We start from the raw sequence: 19,354 nt of genomic DNA, 5'->3' as shown, positions 1-19,354 counted from the left end.
GCGGGGTTTTTTTATGCGCCATTCATAATCGCGGGATGACAAATAGCTTGAATGCGGACCCGGCCGAATTGGCCAAGTTTTCCGAACTGGCACATCGCTGGTGGGATCTGGAGAGCGAATTCCGGCCACTTCATGAAATCAATCCATTGCGGCTTGACTGGATTGACGGAATTTCTCCGATCGGCGGCAAGCGCGTGCTCGATGTCGGTTGCGGTGGCGGCATCCTGGCCGACTCGATGGCGCGCAAGGGCGCCGACGTACTCGGCATCGACCTGGCCGCCAAGGCGCTCAAGGTGGCGCAGTTGCACGCGCTCGAAGCCGGCACCCGCAACGTCAAGTACCGCGAGGTGAGTGCCGAGGCCATTGCGGCCGAGGCGCCGGACGAGTTCGACGTGGTGACATGCATGGAGATGCTGGAACACGTGCCGGACCCGGCCTCGGTCGTCAAGTCCTGTGCGACGCTGGTGAAGCCGGGTGGCTGGGTGTTCTTCTCGACCATCAACCGCAACCTCAAGGCATTCATGCTCGCCATCGTCGGGGCCGAATACCTGCTCAACATGTTGCCGCGCGGCACGCACGAATACCAGAAACTGATCCGACCGAGCGAACTCGCCGCGCACTGCCGCGCAGCGAGACTGGTGCTGCGCGAGACCCGCGGCCTGCAGCACAACCCGGTCACGCGTCGGTACTGGCTCAATGACGACACCAGCGTCAACTACATGTTTGCAACCCAACGACCGCCAGCCGCCCCGTGATGCTTTTCCATGAAGTCCAAGCCGTGCTGTTCGACCTCGACGGCACGCTGATCGACAGCGCGCCCGATCTGGGTGCCGCCGCTGACAAGATGCGTACTGACCGCGGCATGACCTCGCTGGACTCGGCGTTGTATCGGCCGATGGCCGGGGCGGGCGCGCGGGGAATGCTGGGGATCGCTTTCGGCATCACGCCGGAAGCAGTGGAGTTCGAGGAATTGCGCGAGGAGTTCTATGTGAACTACGAGACGCGCATGCTGGAAAACACCTTTATTTTCGACGGCGTGCCCGAGTTGGTCGAAGCGTTGTGCGCGCGCGGGCTCGGCTGGGGTGTGGTGACCAACAAGTCGGAGCGTTTCACGGTGCCGCTGACGCGATCGATCCCGCTGTTCGCAAGCGCCGGCGCCATCATCAGCGGCGACACAACGCCCTTCGCCAAGCCGCACCCCGAGCCGCTGTTCGAAGCGGCGCGGCGGTTGCGCATCGACCCGGCCCGTTGCATCTACGTGGGCGACGACCATCGCGACATCCTGGCCGGGCGCGCCGCTGGCATGCAGACGGTCGCGGCGACCTACGGCTACCTTGGCGAGGAGGCCGATGCCACCGTCTGGCAGGCGAATGCGGCCATCGCTTCACCCTTGGGACTCTTGCAGGTACTCCAGCAGGCCTAGAATAGCGGGCTTGGGGCTGCACTGGTTTCGACGTGGGTTCGGAATCGCAGCGGGGCATGTCGAGCTGAATGCGCTCGTAAAACAGATTCAAACAAACTAACTGCAAACGACGAACGTTTCGCACTCGCTGCTTAATTGCCAGTGAGCTTTGCAACAGCAGGCCGATGGGCTGGGCAAGGGGGTGACAGAGCAATCTGAAACCTCCCGGCTGCAAAGATAATTACATGGGCTGGCTTCGATCCGGGTACCTTGGGTCGGGGCGAGAAAATAGGGTGCTGGCGTCCGGTTTAGCGTGTGACTGCGCGACTCCGGAAGCGAGACTCAAATCAGATCACTAAACATGTAGAACTGCGCGAAGAAGGCTTGCGGACGGGGGTTCAAATCCCCCCAGCTCCACCACACACAAGAGGGCCCGGATGATCTCCGGGCCCTTTTTCTTGCGCGACACTTTCCGGCGCCGCGCTGGTGGCTGAGATGCAGCCCGCCTCCGGGAGTGTCAGAGATGTCAGAGGTGTCGGGAGTGTCGGGAAATGCAGGAAATGCCGGGAAGAGCTGGGAAGAACTGGGAAGAGCTGGGAAGAGCTGGGAGAAGGACCTGGAAGGGCCGCGCCCCGCCCAGGCGCGGCTTTTTTTGCCCCGCGAGACTACATTAGGTCTTGCCCGGGGCCCGCGTTGCTGGCCTGTCTTTCTTCTCTCAGGAAAACTACATGCCGGACAAGCTGACGAGCGCGATCACGAGTTACTACGACGCGGTCCCGTACGACTCCCATCCCTTTCCGCAGTCGGCGCCCGAACACCTGGAGGCGCTGGCGTACCTGTTCGGCCTGGAGGCGGAGCCGCCGGCCGTGGCCCGCGTGCTGGAACTGGGCTGCGCGGCTGGCGGCAACCTCATACCCTTCGCGGCGCGGCATCCCGCTGGCAGGGCGATCGGCGTGGATGTTTCGCCGGTACAGGTCGGGCAAGGTGCCGCGGCGATCGAGCAGGCGGGGCTTGGCAACGTCGGCTTGCGCGCCTTCGACATCCACGACATCGACGCGTCCTTCGGCAAGTTCGACTACATCGTCTGCCACGGCGTCTACAGCTGGGTTCCGCCCACGGTCCAGTCGGCGATCCTGCGGGTGTGCTCCGAGAATCTTGCGCCGAATGGCGTGGCCTACGTGAGCTACAACGTCTATCCGGGCTGGAAGTCGCGCGAGATCGTGCGCGACGCCATGATCCTGCGCGGCGGGCCGCGTGACGCGCCGGAAGAAAAACTGTCGTTCGCGCGCGGCATGCTGGAGTTCCTCGAGCAATCGGCCCGGAAGGACAGCGTGCTCGAGAAGACGCTCGAGGAAGCGATGCCGATCGTGCGCAATGCGAGCAGCGCCTACCTGCTGCACGAGTTCCTCGAGCCCTGCAATGCACCGTGCTACTTCAAGGAATTCGTCGAACGCGCCGATGCGTACGGGCTGGCCTACCTGGCCGATGCAGAGCCGTCGACGATGTTCGTGCAGAACTATGGCGAGAAAGTTCGCGAGCCCTTGTTGCGCGAATGCGGCGGCAGCCAGGTGATGATGGAACAGTACCTCGACTTCCTGGTCAACCGCACTTTCCGGCAGACGCTGCTGGTCAGGAAGGAGCGGGCGGGACAGATCCGCTATCGGCTCGATCCGGCACGCCTGCGCTCGCTCGCTTATGCAGGGGTGTTCCTGCCGGATGATGGCGGCGCCATCAAGCTCGATGGGCCCGAGCAGCCCTGCACCGCGTTGCGCAACCAGAAGCTCACGTTGCGCCTGCCGGTCCACAAGGCAGTGGCGCAAGTGCTGGACCAGCACTATCCGGCGGCCGTCTTGCCCGATGTATTGCTGGACGAGGTGGCCGCGCGCACCGGCGAGCCGCGTGATGCGGTCGAGCCATTCGTCATGGCCATGCTGGAGGAGTTGCTCATCCTGGGCGCGGTGCGTTTGCGCCGGAGTCCGTTCGGGGCGGCAGTGACAGTGACGGAGAGGCCGCGCGCGTTGGCGGCGGTGCGCAGCTTGCCGGGCCTCGCGCTGCACACGGGCCCGAGCGCCCAGGCTTGCAACTTGTGGCATGAGAGCGTTGCGTTGTCGCCGCTCGAGCGCTGCCTCTTGCCCTTGCTGGATGGCTCGCATGGGCATGACGCGCTGGCAGACCATCTGGTAGCGGAAGCGCGTGCGGGGCGTATCCGGTTCATCAAGAATGAACAACCATTGAAGGATGAATCGGTGCTGCGCGAGTTCGCTGCGCAGCAAGTGGCGCTCGCTCTGCAGGACTTGCGTCGCAAGGGATTGCTTGCAGCCTGAAGCCGGCGGCTGGCCTTGCGGGCCTCTTCGATGGCGTCCCGTCGATCTGGCGCCCCGCCGGCTGGCGGCGCCGTCGGCAACAATCCCTGCTTCGGCGCGAATGCCTCGCGTCATCCTTCCGGTCATTGAAATCGTGCAACTCCAGGAAATTCTTTACTGCCAGGGCTTCGGAACCCGTCGCGTGTGTGCCGGCCTGGTGCAGCAAGGCCATGTATCCATCGCTGGCGCCGTTGAAACGGACCCATTCGCCGAGCTGGAGCCCGATGGGCTGCGCTTCACCGTACAGGGCACCGAGTGGGGGTTCCACGAGAAGGCCTACCTGATGCTGCACAAGCCGGCCGGCACCGAGTGCTCGCAAAAGCCCTCGACCTGGCCCAGCATCTACACGCTGCTGCCGTCGCCCTTGCGCCTGCGCCCGAACAAGGGTGCGGTGCAGGGCGTTCAGGCGATCGGTCGGCTCGACCAGGACACCACCGGCCTGTTGCTCCTGACGGACGACGGCCAGTTCATCCACCGGATGGGCTCGCCCAAGCACCATGTGCCGAAGGTGTACGAGGTCACGGTGAAGCATCCGCTGGACGAGGTGCAGGTGCAGAAGCTGCTGGCCGGCGTGGTGCTCGACGACGATCCGAAGCCGGTGCGCGCCGCGGCCTGCGAGGCGGTCGGGCCGCTGCACCTGCGCCTGACGCTGACCGAAGGCAAGTATCACCAAGTCAAGCGGATGGTGGCGGCGGTAGGCAACCGGGTGGAGGGATTGCATCGTTCGTCGATCGGTCGACTCGCGCTGCCGCCGGACCTGGCACCGGGGCAGTGGCGCTGGCTCACGGCTGGACAGGTCGAGTCGCTGCGCCAAAAACAGCACTGAACACCCATTGCCCCGGTCAGCCGCAGGTCCGGCCCGGCCGTTAAAATTCGAGTGCCCTCTTACGGAACCTCCCCTTGCGAATTTCTGCTTCCCCGACCGGCCGCATCGCGGCCTTTTTGTTGTCCCTGGCTGCGACCCTCACGACCGCCGTCGCGGCCGAGCCGCCACCGGTCTTCGTGCTGAATTCGCTCGACGCCACTGTCAGCGTGATCGACCCCGCCACCTGGGCGGAGAAGCAGCGCATCCCGACCGGCAAGGAGCCGCATCACCTCTACCTCACGCCCGACGAGCAATCACTCATCGTCGCCAACTCGGCCGGCGATTCGCTCACGTTCCTGAACCCGCGCACGGCCGAGGTGCAGCGCGTGGTGCACGGGATCATCGATCCGTACCAACTGCAGTTCTCGCGCGACATGAAGTGGTTCGTGACCGCGGGCAACCGGCTCAATCACGTCGACATCTTTCGCTGGGACGGCAAGGAACTGAAGCTGGCCAAGCGCATCGCCACCGGCAAGACGCCGAGCCACATCTGGATCGACAAGACCAGCACCACGGCCTACGTGACCATGCAAGACAGCGACGAGCTGATCGCGGTCGACCTGGCCACGCAGGCGATCAAGTGGCGCATTCCCACCGGCGCGATGCCGGCGGACATCTTCGGCATCAACGGCGACAAGACGCTGCTCGTCGGCCTGACCGGCAGTGATGGCGTGCAGGTGTTCGACGTGTCCGGCCCACAGCCCAAGGTGACCGGCAAGATCCCCACCGGCAAGGGCGCGCACGCCTTCCGCGCCGCAGGCGACGGCAAGACGGTGTTCGTCAGCAATCGGGTGTCGAACAGCGTCAGCCGCATCGACCTCCAGACGCTCAAGGTGACCGACGACTACCCGGTGCCGGGCGGCCCCGACTGCATGGACGTGTCGGCCGACGGCAAGACGCTGCTGGTGACCTCGCGCTGGGCCAAGAAGCTCAGCGTGGTGGACCTGGCGTCGCACAAGGTCGTGCATCAGGTGAACGTGGGTCGCTCGCCGCACGGCGTCTGGACGCTCGACCATGGCGCGCGTTAAGTCCCTGCAGCTTGCCGTCCTCCTGGTTGCGGCCCTTGCAGGCACCACCGGCGCAGTCGCGCAAACGTCCTGCGATAAGCCGGTGTATCTGACGGTCGACACGGGCCACATGGGCGTGGCGCCGCTCTTTGCCGAGGTGCTGAAGCGGCAGAACGTGCGGGTGACCTTCTTCGCCGCCGCCGAGCGTACGCAGACCGAGGGCGACAGCCTCGACAACCACTGGGCCGCCTGGTGGAAGGCGCGTGCCGCCGAGGGCAACGAGTTCGGCTCGCACACCTACGACCATGTCTACTGGCGCGGCGACGACAAGAGCATCGAGCCGCGCTTCCGCGTGCGGCCGTCGATGGGCGCGTTTGCCGGCCGCGAGTTCACCTGGACGGCGGCGCAGTACTGCGAAAACATCGCCAAGGCGGCCGATCGGCTGGCCTATGTCACCGGCAAGCAACCGCTGCCGCTGTTCCGCGCGCCGGGCGGCAAGACGTCGCCGAAGCTGCTCGCCGCCGCCAAGGCCTGTGGCTACGAGCATGTGGGCTGGTCGCCGGCCGGCTTCCTCGGCGACGAACTGCCGAGCGAGACCTACAGCAACGAGAAGCTGCTGGCGCAGGCCCTGGACCGCATCCGCCCGGGCGACATCCTGCTGGCGCACCTGGGCATCTGGTCGCGCAAGGATCCGTGGGCGCCGGCCGACCTGGAGCCGCTGATCGTGGGCCTGAAGGAAAAGGGCTTCTGCTTCCAGACGCTGCGCCAGCATCCCGACTACAAGGCCTGGATCGCTGCGCATTCTTGAGTTGGACGGCTGATATGGAATGGCTCACTGACCAATTCGCCGCGCTGCAGCAGTGGCTGTTCGAGGCGGCAGTGCAGCCGCTCGTGTACGCGGCGGGGCTGGGCGGCCTCGTCGAGGATGCATTCGACGCGACCGGGTGGGTGCTGGTCGGGCTCATCCAGATCGCCATCCTGATCGCGCTGATCGGGCCGTTGCAGCGCTGGCGACCGGTCGAGGCGGTGACGGACCGGCGCGCGATTCGCGTCGACGTGCTCTACACGCTGATCCATCGGCTAGGGTTGTTCCGGCTCGGCATGTTCTTCCTGCTGCAACCGCTGTTCGACGACGCGCTGGGCCCGTTGCGCGCCGACGGATGGGGCTCGCTCCATCTGGACGACCTCTGGCCGGGCGTCACCGACGTGCCCTGGGTCGCCTTCGCGATCTACCTGGTCGTGCTCGATTTCGTCGAGTACCTCATCCACCGCGGGCAGCACCGCTTCAACTGGTGGTGGGGCCTGCATTCGCTGCACCATTCGCAGCGACAGATGACGATGTGGAGCGACAACCGCAACCATCTGCTCGACGACGTCATCCACGACACGATCATCGTGGTGGTGGCGCAGCTCATCGGCGTGGCGCCGGGGCAGTTCATCGCCATCGTCGCCTTCACGCAGCTCAGCGAGAGCCTGCAGCATGCCAACTTGCGCCTGTCCTTCGGCGCGATCGGCGAGCGGCTCTGGATCAGCCCGCGTTTTCACCGAGTGCACCACAGCATCGGCATCGGCCACGAGTCGAACGGCCCCACCACGCTGGGTGGCCACAACTTCGGCGTGCTGCTGCCCTGGTGGGACATGCTGTTTCGCACCGTGGACTTCGAACATCGCTATGACCCCACCGGCATCCGCGACCAGGTCGAGCCCGATGCATCGGGCCGCGTGCGCGACTACGGACGCGGCTTCTGGGCGCAGCAATGGACGGGCTTGCGGCGCATGGTCGGTCGTGAGCGGTAGCGTATCCTCGCAGCCGATGCGTATTCTTCTCGATTCCTTCTGGCGCGCAGCTGCTTATTGCCTGCGCCCGCGCGTGATATTGCTGTCGTTCTTGCCGTTGGTGTTGATGGTGGCGCTGGCGGCCTGTCTCGGCTATTTTTTCTGGGAGCCGGCCGTCGTCTGGACGCGTGCAACGCTGGATTCCTGGCCGCTGCTGGCGAATTTCTGGGGCTGGATCGGGCGCCTCTTCACCGGTGACATCTCGGGCATGCTGGCGCAATTGGTGGTGGTGCTGGCGGCAACGCCGGCCATCGTGCTGGTCTCGCTGCTGATCGTGTCGGGCCTCATGGCGCCGGCGCTGACACGGCTCGTGGCCACGAGGCGCTTCCCGATGCTGGAACACAAGAAGGGGCCTCCGCTCATCTGGAGCGTGATCCGGGCGTTGGGGCTCACGCTGCTGGCGCTGATTGCCCTGGTGGTGTCGATGCCGCTGTGGCTGGTGCCGCCGCTGGTGCTGGTCCTGCCGCCGCTGATCTGGGGCTGGCTCACCTACCGCGTGATGAGCTTCGATGCGCTGGCCGAGCATGCCAATGCCGAGGAGCGTACGACGCTGTTGCGCACCCACCGCCTGCCGTTGCTGGGCATCGGCGTGCTGTGCGGCTATCTGGGCGCTGCGCCCAGCATCGTCTGGGCGTCCGGCCTTCTGTTTGCCGCCGGCTTCTTCGTGCTGGCGCCGATCGCGATCTGGATCTACACGCTGGTGTTCGCGTTCTCGGCGCTGTGGTTCGCGCACTACTGCCTCGACGCCCTGGCGCAACTGCGTGCGCAACGCACCGTGCCCAATGCCAACGGCAACCGCCCGGCCCTGCCGCACGATGGGGACAGGGCCATCCAGACTCAATGGGGAGCACCATGAAAAGCGAAACGAGCGGCGCGGGGCCGCGGTCCTTTGGCCTGATCGTCGTCGGCGACGAAATCCTCTCGGGCAAGCGCCTCGACAAGCACATGCCCAAGGTCATCGAACTGCTGACGGCGCGCGGCCTGCAGCTCGATTGGGCGGAGTACGTCGGCGACACGCCGCAGCGCATCACCGCGGTGCTCAAGCGCGCCTTCGCGTCCGGCGACATCGTCTTTTCCACCGGTGGCATCGGCGCCACGCCCGACGATCACACGCGCCAGTGCGCCGCGGCCGCGCTCGGCCGGCCGCTCGCCTTGCATCCGGAGGCCGAGGCCCTCATCCGCGAGCGCATGCGCGACACCGCGGCCGAGCAAGGCATCACCTACGAACCCGACCGCCCCGATAACGTGCATCGGCTCAACATGGGCGTGTTCCCGCAAGGCGCGACGATCATCCGCAACCCGTACAACAAGATTCCGGGCTTCAGCGTGGCCGACGTGCACTTCGTGCCCGGCTTTCCGGTGATGGCCTGGCCGATGATCGAATCGGTCCTCGATGCGCGCTATGCCGACCTGTTCGCACGAGGGCGCAGCGCGGAGAAATCCGTGATCGTCTATGGTGCGATGGAGGCCACCCTCACGCCCCTGATGGAAGCCGTCGAGCGCACGCATCCGGGCGTGAAGGTGTTCAGCCTGCCGAGCGTCGACCACCCCGAGCACGGCCGCCATATCGAACTGGGCGTGAAGGGCCATGCCGAGGGCTTGGCCGCGGCGTACCAACAGCTCATCGAGGGCCTGCACTGTTTTAATGCACGCCTCGGCCCCGAAATGGTGCGTTGAAAGTGTGCGCACCAAAAGAGGAGAATATGCCTCCCATCAGGGCCAAACGGCGTATTCGAAGCCCCTGTCGCACGCGCTGACAATGGCACAGAAACTGCATTCCCCACCCCTGAATTTCTAACCACCCCATCGCAAGGAGAATTTGATGGCAAAGACCGTCGCCGACGTACTCAAACTCGTGAAGGAAAACGAGGTCAAGTTCGTCGATTTCCGTTTCACCGACACCCGTGGCAAGGAACAGCACGTGACCGTGCCCGTCTCGGCTTTCGACGAAGGCAAGTTCACCGACGGCCACGCCTTCGACGGCTCCTCGATCGCCGGCTGGAAGGGCATCGAAGCATCGGACATGCAACTCATGCCCGACCCGAACACCGCCAATATCGACCCCTTCTTCGAAGAAACGACGCTGATCCTGACCTGCGACGTGATCGACCCGTCGGACGGCAAGCCCTACGAGCGCGACCCGCGTTCGCTGGCCAAGCGTGCCGAGGCCTACATGAAGGCTTCTGGCCTGGGCGACACGGCTTTCTTCGGTCCGGAACCGGAATTCTTCGTGTTCGACGGCGTGCGCTGGAAGAACGACATGTCGGGCTGCTTCGTGAAGATCGATTCCGAAGAAGCTTCGTGGAATACCGACAAGGAATACGAGCACGGCAACACCGGCCACCGTCCCGCGACCAAGGGCGGCTACTTCCCGGTGCCCCCGGTCGACAGCTTCCAGGACATGCGCTCGGAAATGTGCCTGGTGCTCGAATCGCTCGGCATCCCGGTCGAAGTGCATCACCATGAAGTGGCCAACGCCGGCCAGATGGAACTGGGCACCAAGTTCAGCACGCTGATCCAGCGCGCCGACTGGGTCCAGCTGCAGAAGTACGTGATCCACAACGTGGCCCACGCCTACGGCAAGACCGCGACCTTCATGCCGAAGCCGATCGTCGGCGACAACGGCTCGGGCATGCACGTGCACCAGTCGGTCTGGAAGGACGGCAAGAACCTGTTCGCGGGCGACGGCTACGCCGGCCTCAGCGAATTCGCGCTGCACTACATCGGCGGCATCATCAAGCACGCTCGTGCCCTGAACGCCATCACGAACCCCGGCACCAACAGCTACAAGCGCCTCGTGCCCGGCTACGAAGCCCCGGTGAAGCTGGCCTACTCGGCCAAGAACCGCTCGGCCTCGATCCGCATTCCGTTCGTGGCCAACCCGAAGGGACGCCGCGTCGAGGCGCGCTTCCCCGATCCGCTGATGAACCCGTACCTTGGTTTTGCCGCGCTGCTGATGGCCGGCCTCGACGGCGTCGAGAACAAGATCGATCCGGGCGAAGCCGCGAGCAAGGACCTGTACCACCTGCCGCCGGAAGAAGACGCGCTGATCCCGACCGTCTGCCACAGCCTGGACCAGGCGCTGGAATACCTGGACAAGGACCGCGCGTTCCTGACCAAGGGCGGCGTTTTCACCGATGCGTACATCGATGCCTACATCGACCTCAAGATGCAGGAAGTCACGCGTTTCCGCATGGCGACGCATCCGGTCGAGTTCGACATGTACTATTCCCTCTGAGCGAACAACTTCTTCAGTGACAAAAGGGCGGCTTTGGCCGCCCTTTTTCGTTGACGGGGAACATGCGAATGCCAAGCACATCCAATTGCAACGAAAATGTTTCCCAGTCGCGCCATTTCCACATGACCATGAAACCTGCATCGATCCTGTTACTGCCCCTGGTCCTCCTGGCCGCTTTGCCGGCGCTTGCCCAGGAGCGCGTCTACCGCTGCGGCAACGAGTACACGAACAACGCGACCGAGGCGCAGAAGCGCGGTTGCAAGGTCATGGAGGGCGGCAATGTCACGGTAGTGCAGGGCGCGCGGCCGGCGGCAGCGGCGTCGTCCAGCGCCGGGGCGGTGAAGTCGCCGCCGGGCAGCCCGCGCGTCGAAACCGCGGACCAGCGCGCGCGCGATGGCGAGGCGCGCACGGTGCTCCAGACCGAGCTGAAGAAGGCCGAGGCGCGCCAGGTCGAACTGCTCAAGGATTACAACAACGGCGAGCCCGAGAAGCAGGGCAGCGAGGCCCGCAACTACCAGAAATACCTGGATCGCGTGGCGGAAATGAAGGCCAACATCGCCCGCAACGAAAGTGACATCGCCGGCATCCGCCGCGAGCTCGGCCGCTTGCCGCCGCCGGCCAATCCGTGATCGCCATGGCCTTCGGCAAGGCCGCGGCTACCACCAAGCGTTTCCAGTCCTTCGATCTGCTCGCCACGATGATTGCCGTGGTGAAGCCGGATGGCTCGGTCCTGTTCGCCAATGCAGCCCTGGAAGATGCGTTGGGCACCTCGCGGCGTACGCTCGAGGGCTCGCAGTTCGGCGCCTGCTTTCATGAACCCGCGGTGCTGCGCACCGCCATCGACGGCGCCTGCACCCATGAATTCGCCACCCTGCGCTACGAGGCCTTCCTGCGGCGCGTCAACCATGAGTTGATGCCGGTGCAGGTCACGCTTTCCCGTGCCGAGAAAACGGGGGAGTTGATCATCGAGATGCTGGCGATCGAGAACCAGGTGCGCCAGGACCGCGAGGAGCGCCTGATCGACCAGGCGCAGGCCAACAAGGAGTTGATCCGCAACCTGGCGCACGAGATCAAGAACCCGCTCGGCGGCATCCGCGGCGCGGCGCAGTTGCTGCAGATGGAGGTGGAGTCGCGCGACCTCATCGAGTACACGCAGGTCATCATCCACGAGGCGGATCGGCTGCAGACGCTGGTCGACAGGCTGCTGGCGCCCCACCGCCGGCCGCACGTGGTGGGCGACGTCAACATCCATGAGGTGTGCGAGCGCGTGCGCTCGGTGATCCTGGCGGAGTTCCCGCGCGACCTGCACATCGAGCGCGACTTCGATCCGTCCATTCCGGAGTTCCGTGGCGACCGTGAGCAATTGATCCAGGCCACGCTCAACATCGTTCACAACGCGGCGCAGGCGCTCGCCGAGCGGCGCGCCGCGGGCGATGCGCGGATCACCTTCAAGACGCGTGTGGCGCGTCAGGTCATCTTCAACAAGCAGTGGTATCGACTGGCACTGGAATTGCATGTCATTGACAATGGACCGGGCGTGCCGGACGCGATCAAGGACCGCATCTTCTACCCGCTGGTGTCGGGCAGGGAAGGCGGGACAGGGCTGGGACTGACGCTGGCGCAAACCTTTGTGCAGCAACACCACGGCGTGATCGAGTGCGACAGCGTCCCGGGCCGGACCGATTTCAGGATATTGATACCGCTGCCCTAGCAGCCAGGCCGAACAGGAGTTGCATGAAGCCGATCTGGATAGTGGATGACGACCAATCGATACGCTTTGTGCTTGAGAAAGCGCTGCTGCGCGAAGACATGCCGACGCGCAGCTTCACCAACACGCGCGAAGTGCTTGCGGCGCTCGAAGCCGCCAATGAAGATGAGTCGCAAGGCCCGCAGGTCCTGGTGAGCGACATCCGCATGCCGGGTGGCTCGGGGCTCGAACTGCTCGACAAGATCAAGCTCACGCACCCCGGCCTGCCGGTCATCATCATGACCGCGTTCTCGGATCTGGACAGCGCCGTTTCGGCATTCCAGGGCGGCGCTTTCGAATACCTGCCGAAGCCCTTCGACCTGCCACGCGCGGTCGAACTGATTCGCCGCGCGGTCGATGAAAGCCAGCGCGAGGAAGTGGCCGAGGAACGCATGGTGGCCGCGCCCGAGATGCTCGGCCAGGCGCCTGCCATGCAGGACGTGTTCCGCGCGATCGGGCGGCTGTCGCAAAGCAATGTGACGGTGTTGATCACGGGCGAATCGGGTTCGGGCAAGGAACTGGTGGCGCGTGCGCTGCACAAGCACTCGCCGCGCACGAATGGGCCGTTCGTGGCGATCAACACCGCGGCGATACCGAAGGACCTGCTGGAGAGCGAACTGTTCGGCCACGAACGCGGCGCCTTCACCGGCGCGCAGACGATGCGCCGCGGCCGCTTCGAGCAGGCCGATGGCGGCACGCTCTTCCTCGACGAAATCGGCGACATGCCGTTCGACCTGCAGACGCGCTTGCTGCGCGTGCTGAGCGATGGGCACTTCTACCGCGTGGGCGGTCACAACGCGGTGAAGGCGAACGTGCGCGTGATCGCGGCCACGCACCAGGACCTGGAGCAGCGCGTCAAGCAGGGCAGTTTTCGCGAGGACTTGTTCCACCGGCTCAACGTGATTCGCCTGCGCCTGCCGGCGCTGCGCGAGCGGCGTGAGGACGTGTATTCGCTCACGCGGCACTTCCTACAGCAGAGCGCCAAGCAGCTGGGCGTGGACCCCAAGCGGATCTCCGACGCGGCGCTGGCGCAGCTCTCGACTTTCAACTTTCCGGGCAATGTGCGGCAGCTAGAGAACATCTGCCATTGGCTCACGGTGATGGCCCCTGCGCAATTGATCGAGCCGAAGGACCTGCCACCGGAAGTGATCGCGGGTGCGCCGGTGGAAGGACCGGTGCCGCACGCCCCGGCGCCATCGGTGCTGCTGCCGGCGAGCGTGCACGCGGAGCACGAGACCTTGGCCGAGGTACCGGCGTCGCCCGTGGCGCCGGCTGCTGCATCCACGGCGGGCGGCGAATCCGTGCCTGCGTCAGGCGGCAGTGTCGAGGCTTGGGAAACCGGGCTGGAGCACGAAGCCCAGGCCTTGCTCGCCGCGGGGCGTCACGATGTGTGGGATGCGCTGTCGCGCCGCTTCGAGTCGCGCCTGATCCTCACCGCGCTGGCCAGCACGCGCGGCCGCCGCATCGAGGCCGCGCAGAAGCTCGGCATCGGGCGCAACACGATCACGCGGAAGATCCAGGAACTGGGGATCGAGTAGCTGGAGGGCTGCAAGGGCCGTTGAATACGGAGTTCCGGACGCGGAGGACGCGGAGGATGCGTCCGGCTGTCCGATCCCGTATTCAACGGCCCGTCAGATCTCCAGCACCACCGGCGCGTGGTCGCTTGGCGTCTTCCACTTGCGCGGCACGCGGTCGATCACGCAGCTCTTGGCCAGCGGCACGAGCGGCGCGCTGACGAGGATGTGGTCGATGCGCAGGCCGCGGTTCTTCTGGTAGCCGAGCATGCGGTAGTCCCACCATGAGTAGCTCTTCTCGGGCTGGTCGAACAGGCGGAACGCATCGGTCAAGCCGAGCGCGAGCAAGGCCTTGAACTGGTCGCGTTCGGCGGTCGTGTGGTGGATGGTCTCGGCCAGGCCGATGGGGTCGAAGCTGTCGCGGTCTTCCAGCACGATGTTGAAGTCGCCGAGCAGCACCAGCTGGGGGTGCGCAATCATTTCCAGGCGCAACCATTCGCGCAGCGCGTTGAGCCAGTTCATCTTGTATTCGAACTTCTCGCTGCCGGGCGCCTGGCCGTTGACGAAGTAGCCGTTGACCACCCGCAACTCGCCCGCCGGCGTGTCGATGGTGGCTGCGATCACACGCGATTGCTCGTCCGTGAAGCCGCTGATGTTCTTCACCACGTCGCGCACCGGCTGCAGGCTCAGGATGGCGACGCCGTTGTAGGTCTTCTGGCCGAACACCGCGGCTTCGTAGCCGGCCGACTTGAGCACTTCGAGCGGGAACTTGTCGTCGGTCATCTTCAGCTCCTGCAGGCAGAGCACGTCGACCGGATTGGCGATCAGCCAGTCGAGCACATGCTGCAGGCGGGCGGTGAGGGAGTTGACGTTCCAGGTGGCGATTCGCATGGGTGGAATGAAGGGGATCTGATGTTGGACAACGATGCGCCGGATTGCCGATGCCAGGCATCCGATGGCCGTGCGTCCGGCGGCAGGCTGGCGCGCCGCGCCGCCCATTGTGCCCCGCCCGGGGCTGCCGCAACCTGGATGTGTGCGGTGTAGCACGCCGGCGCCACGGTCATGGCCGGAGCCAACAGGTTGACGCATCGATCGCATGGACGCACCATGCGATGCCATGGTCCGGCGCGGGCCATGCGGGAGTGGAATCCAGCCACCCATCTGGATGACCATGCAGAGGCGCCATGTCGGGCGCGCCAACTATCCGATGCGGCGCGCAAGCCCTTCCCCGGAGACCGCTCCATGAACAACGCTCCATTCCAGACTCCCGCCGCGCTCGAGGCCAACGAGCGCGTCGCGCGGCTCTTCGCTGCGCAACAGGCGGCCTACCGGGCCGAGCCGTATCCCTCGGGCAGCGAGCGCGTGAGGCGCGTGCAGGCGCTCAAGACGCAGATGCAGCGCTACCAGGACGTGCTGGCCGACGCGATGAGCAAGGACTTCGGCTTTCGCTCGCACGCCGAATCGAAGATCCTCGACCTGCTGGGCTCGACGATGGAAGCCAGCCATGCCATTTCGCACCTGAAGCGCTGGATGAAGCCGAGCCGCCGCTCCACCGAGCTGCTGTTCCTGACCAACAGCGTCTCGGTGCGCTACCAGCCGAAGGGCGTCGTCGGCGTGGTCACGCCGTGGAATTTCCCGATCTACCTGTCGGTCGGCCCGGCGATCGCGGCGCTGGCCGCGGGCAATCGCGTGATGATCAAGATGCCCGAGGCGACCCCGGCCACCAATGCGCTGCTGCGCAAGATGCTGGCCGAGGTCTTCCCGGAGGACCTGGTGGCCGTGGTCGGCGAGGAACTGGTCGACCCGAGCGTCTTCACCACGCTGCCTTTCAACCACATCGTGTTCACCGGCTCGCCCGCGGTCGGCAAGATCGTGATGCGCGCCGCGGCGGCCAACCTGACGCCGGTGACGCTGGAACTGGGCGGCAAGTCGCCGGCGCTGGTGACGCGCAACTATCCGGTGGCCGATGCCGCCAAGCGCGTCACGCACGGCAAGACGACCAACGCCGGGCAGATCTGCGTCGCGCCCGACTACGCGCTGGTGCCGCGTGAGAGCGTCGACGAGTTCATCGCGGGCGTGCGGCGTACGGTCCAGTCCTTCTTCAAGGGCAAGACGACGGGCAACCCGGACTTCACCTCGGTGGTCGACGACCGCCAGTTCAAGCGCATCGGCAAGCTGCTGGACGATGCCCGCGAGAAGGGCGCGAACATCGAGTCCTGTGGGCCGATGCCCACCGGCAGCGACCGTTCGCTGCCCTTGCAGATCATCACGAACCTGCGGCCCGACATGCTGGTGATGACGGAGGAACTGTTCGGCCCGCTGCTTCCCGTGGTGCCCTACGACACGATGGAGGAGGCCATCAACTACATCAATGACCGCGAACGGCCGCTCGCGCTGTATTGCTTCAGCTACGACGGCGCCGAGCGCGACGAAGTGCTCACGCGCACCCACTCGGGCGGCGTGTCGGTCAATGACTGGGGCTGGCATGTGGTGAACCACGACGCGCCCTTTGGCGGCATCGGCAACTCGGGCATGGGCAACTACCACGGCGAAGAGGGGTTCCGCGAGTTGTCGCATGCGAAGACGGTGTTCAAGCGCCATCGCTTCTTCCCGGTCGACCTGTTCTATCCGCCGTATGGCAACTTCGTGCAGCGCCTGACGATGAAGTACTTCCTGGGCAGCGCCGATCCGAGCCTGGGCGGCTCGACCGGGGCGCACTGATCTACACGTCTATCTTCCTGCTGCGCCCCGAGGGGCGGACGTGGCTCAGCGCCTCACCAGAGCCCGGCCTGTTGCGGTGGGGCCGGTGGCGTCTTCGGCTTTTTCGGCGGTGGCGCCGCTGCGACGGAGGGCGCGCCGACAAACATGTCCACTGGCGCGAGGCGCAGCAGTTCGGTCGCTTCCTTCACGGTGCCGGCCAGCCATTGGTCGACATCGCCGCGCTCGATCGGGATCACGCTGCGCTTGTCCTGCTGGTCGGCGCCGAGTTTCGGGTCGGGCTTGTGCATGCGGTTCATCAACGGATGCGCGTCCGCGTTGATGGTGAGCATGGTGTAGCTCTCGTGCACCTCGCCGGTGAGCTTGTCGGTCCAGAGGTTCCACAGGCCGGCAAGGCCCCATGGCGCACCGTCGGCGCGGCTGAAGGTCCACCAGACGTTCTTGCCGGTTTCCCAGTTGGGCTCGTCGAAGGTGGCGGCCGGGATGATGCACCGCTGGCCGCGGGCCCACGGCTGCTTGTAGCTGGCCTTGGCGGAGAGTTCTTCAGAGCGCGCGTTGCTGGTGGGGAACTTCAGCTTGGCCTCGGTCGCGAACCAGGGGATCAGGCCCCACTGGCCCACGACCAGTTGGCGTGCGTAGTCGACCTCGTCGCGTGTGCGGCGGATGAAAGGACCAGGCGAGCGCGGGAATATCTCGGCCGGCCACGGTGGTTGGTTGCGGGCGCCGATGAGCCACTCGCGCTCGATGGCGGCCCAGTCGGGCGGGGTGTAGCGGGTGCACATGAGACTCGCGATTGTCGGGGCAATGCAGGCGCCAAGCCCCGGCGTTTGACAAGCGACTGAAACCTTGACAGACTAGTCAGATAACTAGTCTGTAGGAGTTGTGATGCACACATGGCCCGTTCAGGATGCGAAGGCAAGGTTTAGCGAGTTCCTGGAGGCGTGCCTCTCGGAGGGGCCGCAGATGGTGACACGGCGAGGTACCGAGGCCGCAGTGCTGGTGCCCGTGCAAGAGTGGCGGCGCCTGCAGTCCGCTGCACGCCCTTCGCTGAAGCAACTGCTGCTGTCGGACACGGCGCGCGCAGACATGATGGTTCCGGCCCGAGGAAGCGCAAGGCGCCGCAACGTGGCGCCGATCCGGTAACGCCGCATGTACCTGCTCGATACCAACGTCGTCTCCGAACTCCGAAAGCCTCGACCTCACGGCGCTGTGGTTGCCTGGATCGAATCGATGGATGACGCGCAGCTTTTCCTTTCAGCCGTGACCCTGGGCGAGATCCAGGCAGGCATCGAGTTGACGCGGGAGCAGGACACGGAAAAGGCCGACGAAATCGAGGCATGGCTCGAGATGCTGTCCGCGGCCTACAACGTCTTGCCAATGGATGTGCCGGCATTCCGGAACTGGGCGCGACTGATGCACAGGAAGTCCGACACGCTTTATGAAGACGCCATGATCGCCGCGACGGCGCGAGTCCATGGGCTCACGGTTGCGACGCGGAATGTCGCGGATTTCAAGGCGCTTGGCGTCGAAGTATTCAATCCTTTCGCGACAACTGCGGGTCGGTCCACGCGGTAGAGCGTTCCCGCAGCGAGCACATCGAATCGTTGATTCGGCCCCCGCGCGTCGCAGCGGCCTGAGGGCCAGCTTGCGATCAGACGCCCCAGCGTAAGGCCGGCGTATGCACCGGCGCGTCCCACAGCGCCAGCGTGGCCGCATCGACGGCCGTCACCGTCACCGAGCAACCCGCCATCTCCAGCGAGGTCACGTACGGCCCGGTCAGGAAGCGCGCCACCTTCAACCCGTGCCCATCGAGGATCTTGCGCACCGAGTTGACCATCAGGTACAGCTCCATCAGCGGCGTACCACCGAAGCCGTTCACCAGCAGGATCACCTCCTGTCCGGCCTTCAATGACAGGTCCTTGAGGATCGCGCCGGTCAGCTCCGCCGCGATGTCGTCCGCCGACGCGAGCTTGACGCGGCGCCGGCCCGGCTCGCCATGGATGCCGACGCCCATCTCCATCTCGTCCGGCCCGATCTGGAAGGTCGGCTTGCCTGCGGCCGGCACGGTGCAGGAGGTGAGCGCCACGCCCATCGAGGCGGTAGCTTTGTTGACCGCATCGCCAAGCGCCTTCAGTTGCGCGAGCGAGTCGCCGCGCTCGGCCGCCGCGCCGATGATCTTCTCGACGATGAGCGTGCCGGCCACGCCACGTCGTCCGGTCGTGTAGGTGGAGTTCTCCACCGCCACGTCGTCGTTGACGATGACGGTCTCGTTTTCGCAATCGACCATCTCGGCGGCCATCTGGAAGTTCATCATGTCGCCGGAATAGTTCTTGACGATGAACAGCACGCCCGCGCCGGTGTTCACGGCCTGCGCCGCGGCCAGCATCTGGTCCGGCGTGGGGGAGGTGAAGACCTGGCCGGGGCAGGCCGCGTCGAGCATGCCGTGGCCGATGAAGCCGGCGTGCAAGGGCTCATGGCCCGAGCCGCCGCCGGAGATCAGCGCCACCTTGCCGGGCTTGGGCGTCTTGCGCCGCACGAACAGGCCGCCCTCGCCAAGCGTCACGATGTCGGCATGTGCGGCGGCGAAGCCGTCAAGGGATTCGGTCAGGATGTTGTCGACGTCGTTGATGAGCTTCTTCATGGGGCGGTGGCTTTCTGGCGAGT

Annotated in this window: 19 protein-coding genes and 1 other RNA gene; 17 read left to right on the top strand and 3 right to left on the bottom strand. The window is 65.4% G+C overall.

Translation table 11 applies throughout. The features are described 5' to 3' along the window. Nucleotides 1-35 precede the first annotated feature (35 nt). The 14 genes from ubiG to ntrC all read left to right on the top strand — a co-directional run bounded on the left by ubiG (nt 36) and on the right by ntrC (nt 13,996). The gene (gene ubiG / locus HCU76_RS08515) at nt 36-755 is read left to right on the top strand and encodes a bifunctional 2-polyprenyl-6-hydroxyphenol methylase/3-demethylubiquinol 3-O-methyltransferase UbiG (protein WP_213955646.1); all 720 of its coding nucleotides are present in this window, start codon (nt 36-38) and stop codon (nt 753-755) included. Next, the gene (locus HCU76_RS08510; RefSeq protein WP_213955760.1) at nt 755-1,423 is read left to right on the top strand and encodes an HAD family hydrolase; all 669 of its coding nucleotides are present in this window, start codon (nt 755-757) and stop codon (nt 1,421-1,423) included. The genes ubiG and HCU76_RS08510 overlap by 1 nt, the downstream gene beginning before the upstream one ends. Nucleotides 1,424-1,435: 12 nt before the next feature. Next, nucleotides 1,436-1,822: a transfer-messenger RNA gene (gene ssrA, locus HCU76_RS08505) on the top strand. A 308-nt stretch (nt 1,823-2,130) separates the two neighbouring features. Beyond that, on the top strand, nt 2,131-3,726 hold the full coding sequence (locus tag HCU76_RS08500) for a methyltransferase regulatory domain-containing protein (protein ID WP_213955647.1): 1,596 nt from the start codon (nt 2,131-2,133) through the stop codon (nt 3,724-3,726). 133 nt (nt 3,727-3,859) lie between these two features. Then, entirely contained in the window at nt 3,860-4,591 is a 732-nt protein-coding gene (locus HCU76_RS08495; protein ID WP_213955761.1) for a 16S rRNA pseudouridine(516) synthase, read from the top strand. A gap of 74 nt (nt 4,592-4,665) precedes the next feature. Further along, nucleotides 4,666-5,658 carry a YncE family protein gene (locus HCU76_RS08490; RefSeq protein WP_213955648.1) on the top strand — a complete coding sequence of 331 codons (993 nt, stop codon included), beginning with the start codon at nt 4,666-4,668 and terminating at the stop codon, nt 5,656-5,658. Beyond that, on the top strand, nt 5,645-6,445 hold the full coding sequence (locus tag HCU76_RS08485) for a polysaccharide deacetylase family protein (RefSeq protein ID WP_213955649.1): 801 nt from the start codon (nt 5,645-5,647) through the stop codon (nt 6,443-6,445). Before HCU76_RS08490 ends, HCU76_RS08485 begins: the two co-directional genes overlap by 14 nt. A gap of 14 nt (nt 6,446-6,459) precedes the next feature. Continuing rightward, nucleotides 6,460-7,434: a sterol desaturase family protein gene (locus HCU76_RS08480; RefSeq protein WP_213955650.1), complete on the top strand. Its 975-nt coding sequence runs from the start codon at nt 6,460-6,462 to the stop codon at nt 7,432-7,434. Nucleotides 7,435-7,450: 16 nt separating this feature from the next. After that, entirely contained in the window at nt 7,451-8,329 is an 879-nt protein-coding gene (locus HCU76_RS08475; protein ID WP_213955651.1) for an EI24 domain-containing protein, read from the top strand. Beyond that, nucleotides 8,326-9,150 (top strand): molybdopterin-binding protein, encoded by an 825-nt coding sequence (locus HCU76_RS08470; RefSeq protein ID WP_213955652.1) that lies wholly within the window; start codon nt 8,326-8,328, stop codon nt 9,148-9,150. The genes HCU76_RS08475 and HCU76_RS08470 overlap by 4 nt, the downstream gene beginning before the upstream one ends. A 145-nt stretch (nt 9,151-9,295) precedes the next feature. Continuing rightward, a complete protein-coding gene (gene glnA / locus HCU76_RS08465) occupies nt 9,296-10,711 on the top strand; it encodes a type I glutamate--ammonia ligase (RefSeq protein WP_213955653.1) in 1,416 nt (471 codons plus the stop codon). Nucleotides 10,712-10,839: 128 nt separating this feature from the next. Next, a complete protein-coding gene (locus HCU76_RS08460) occupies nt 10,840-11,340 on the top strand; it encodes a hypothetical protein (RefSeq protein WP_213955654.1) in 501 nt (166 codons plus the stop codon). Nucleotides 11,341-11,345: 5 nt separating this feature from the next. After that, nucleotides 11,346-12,422 (top strand): nitrogen regulation protein NR(II), encoded by a 1,077-nt coding sequence (glnL, locus tag HCU76_RS08455; RefSeq protein WP_213955655.1) that lies wholly within the window; start codon nt 11,346-11,348, stop codon nt 12,420-12,422. Nucleotides 12,423-12,445: 23 nt separating this feature from the next. Next, nucleotides 12,446-13,996, top strand: coding sequence for a nitrogen regulation protein NR(I) (gene ntrC / locus HCU76_RS08450; protein ID WP_213955656.1), 1,551 nt, complete (start codon nt 12,446-12,448; stop codon nt 13,994-13,996). Between the two features lie 93 nt (nt 13,997-14,089). Here ntrC and xth read toward each other — a convergent pair whose 3' ends face one another. Beyond that, nucleotides 14,090-14,863, bottom strand: coding sequence for an exodeoxyribonuclease III (xth, locus tag HCU76_RS08445; protein ID WP_213955657.1), 774 nt, complete (start codon nt 14,861-14,863; stop codon nt 14,090-14,092). A 351-nt stretch (nt 14,864-15,214) separates the two neighbouring features. On the opposite strand from xth, the gene HCU76_RS08440 reads away from it, so the two are divergent. Beyond that, nucleotides 15,215-16,693: a coniferyl aldehyde dehydrogenase gene (locus tag HCU76_RS08440; RefSeq protein WP_218509006.1), complete on the top strand. Its 1,479-nt coding sequence runs from the start codon at nt 15,215-15,217 to the stop codon at nt 16,691-16,693. 53 nt (nt 16,694-16,746) lie between these two features. On the opposite strand, the gene HCU76_RS08435 is transcribed toward HCU76_RS08440, so the two are convergent. Further along, the gene (locus HCU76_RS08435; protein WP_213955659.1) at nt 16,747-17,472 is read right to left on the bottom strand and encodes an SOS response-associated peptidase; all 726 of its coding nucleotides are present in this window, start codon (nt 17,470-17,472) and stop codon (nt 16,747-16,749) included. Between the two features lie 103 nt (nt 17,473-17,575). Between HCU76_RS08435 and HCU76_RS08430 the strand changes: the two genes are divergently transcribed. After that, nucleotides 17,576-17,833 (top strand): type II toxin-antitoxin system Phd/YefM family antitoxin, encoded by a 258-nt coding sequence (locus tag HCU76_RS08430; protein ID WP_218509005.1) that lies wholly within the window; start codon nt 17,576-17,578, stop codon nt 17,831-17,833. A gap of 6 nt (nt 17,834-17,839) precedes the next feature. Then, nucleotides 17,840-18,265 carry a type II toxin-antitoxin system VapC family toxin gene (locus HCU76_RS08425; protein ID WP_218509004.1) on the top strand — a complete coding sequence of 142 codons (426 nt, stop codon included), beginning with the start codon at nt 17,840-17,842 and terminating at the stop codon, nt 18,263-18,265. Nucleotides 18,266-18,341: 76 nt separating this feature from the next. On the opposite strand, the gene dhaK is transcribed toward HCU76_RS08425, so the two are convergent. Further along, entirely contained in the window at nt 18,342-19,331 is a 990-nt protein-coding gene (gene dhaK / locus HCU76_RS08420; protein WP_213955662.1) for a dihydroxyacetone kinase subunit DhaK, read from the bottom strand. Between the last annotated feature and the right edge of the window lie 23 nt (nt 19,332-19,354).

Origin of the sequence: Variovorax sp. dw_308 (genome assembly GCF_019207085.1) — a bacterium.
Classification (GTDB): domain Bacteria; phylum Pseudomonadota; class Gammaproteobacteria; order Burkholderiales; family Burkholderiaceae_C; genus Variovorax.
The sequence above is the reverse complement of the archived record's forward strand: the minus strand, read 5'-3'. Positions and strand labels throughout refer to the sequence as shown.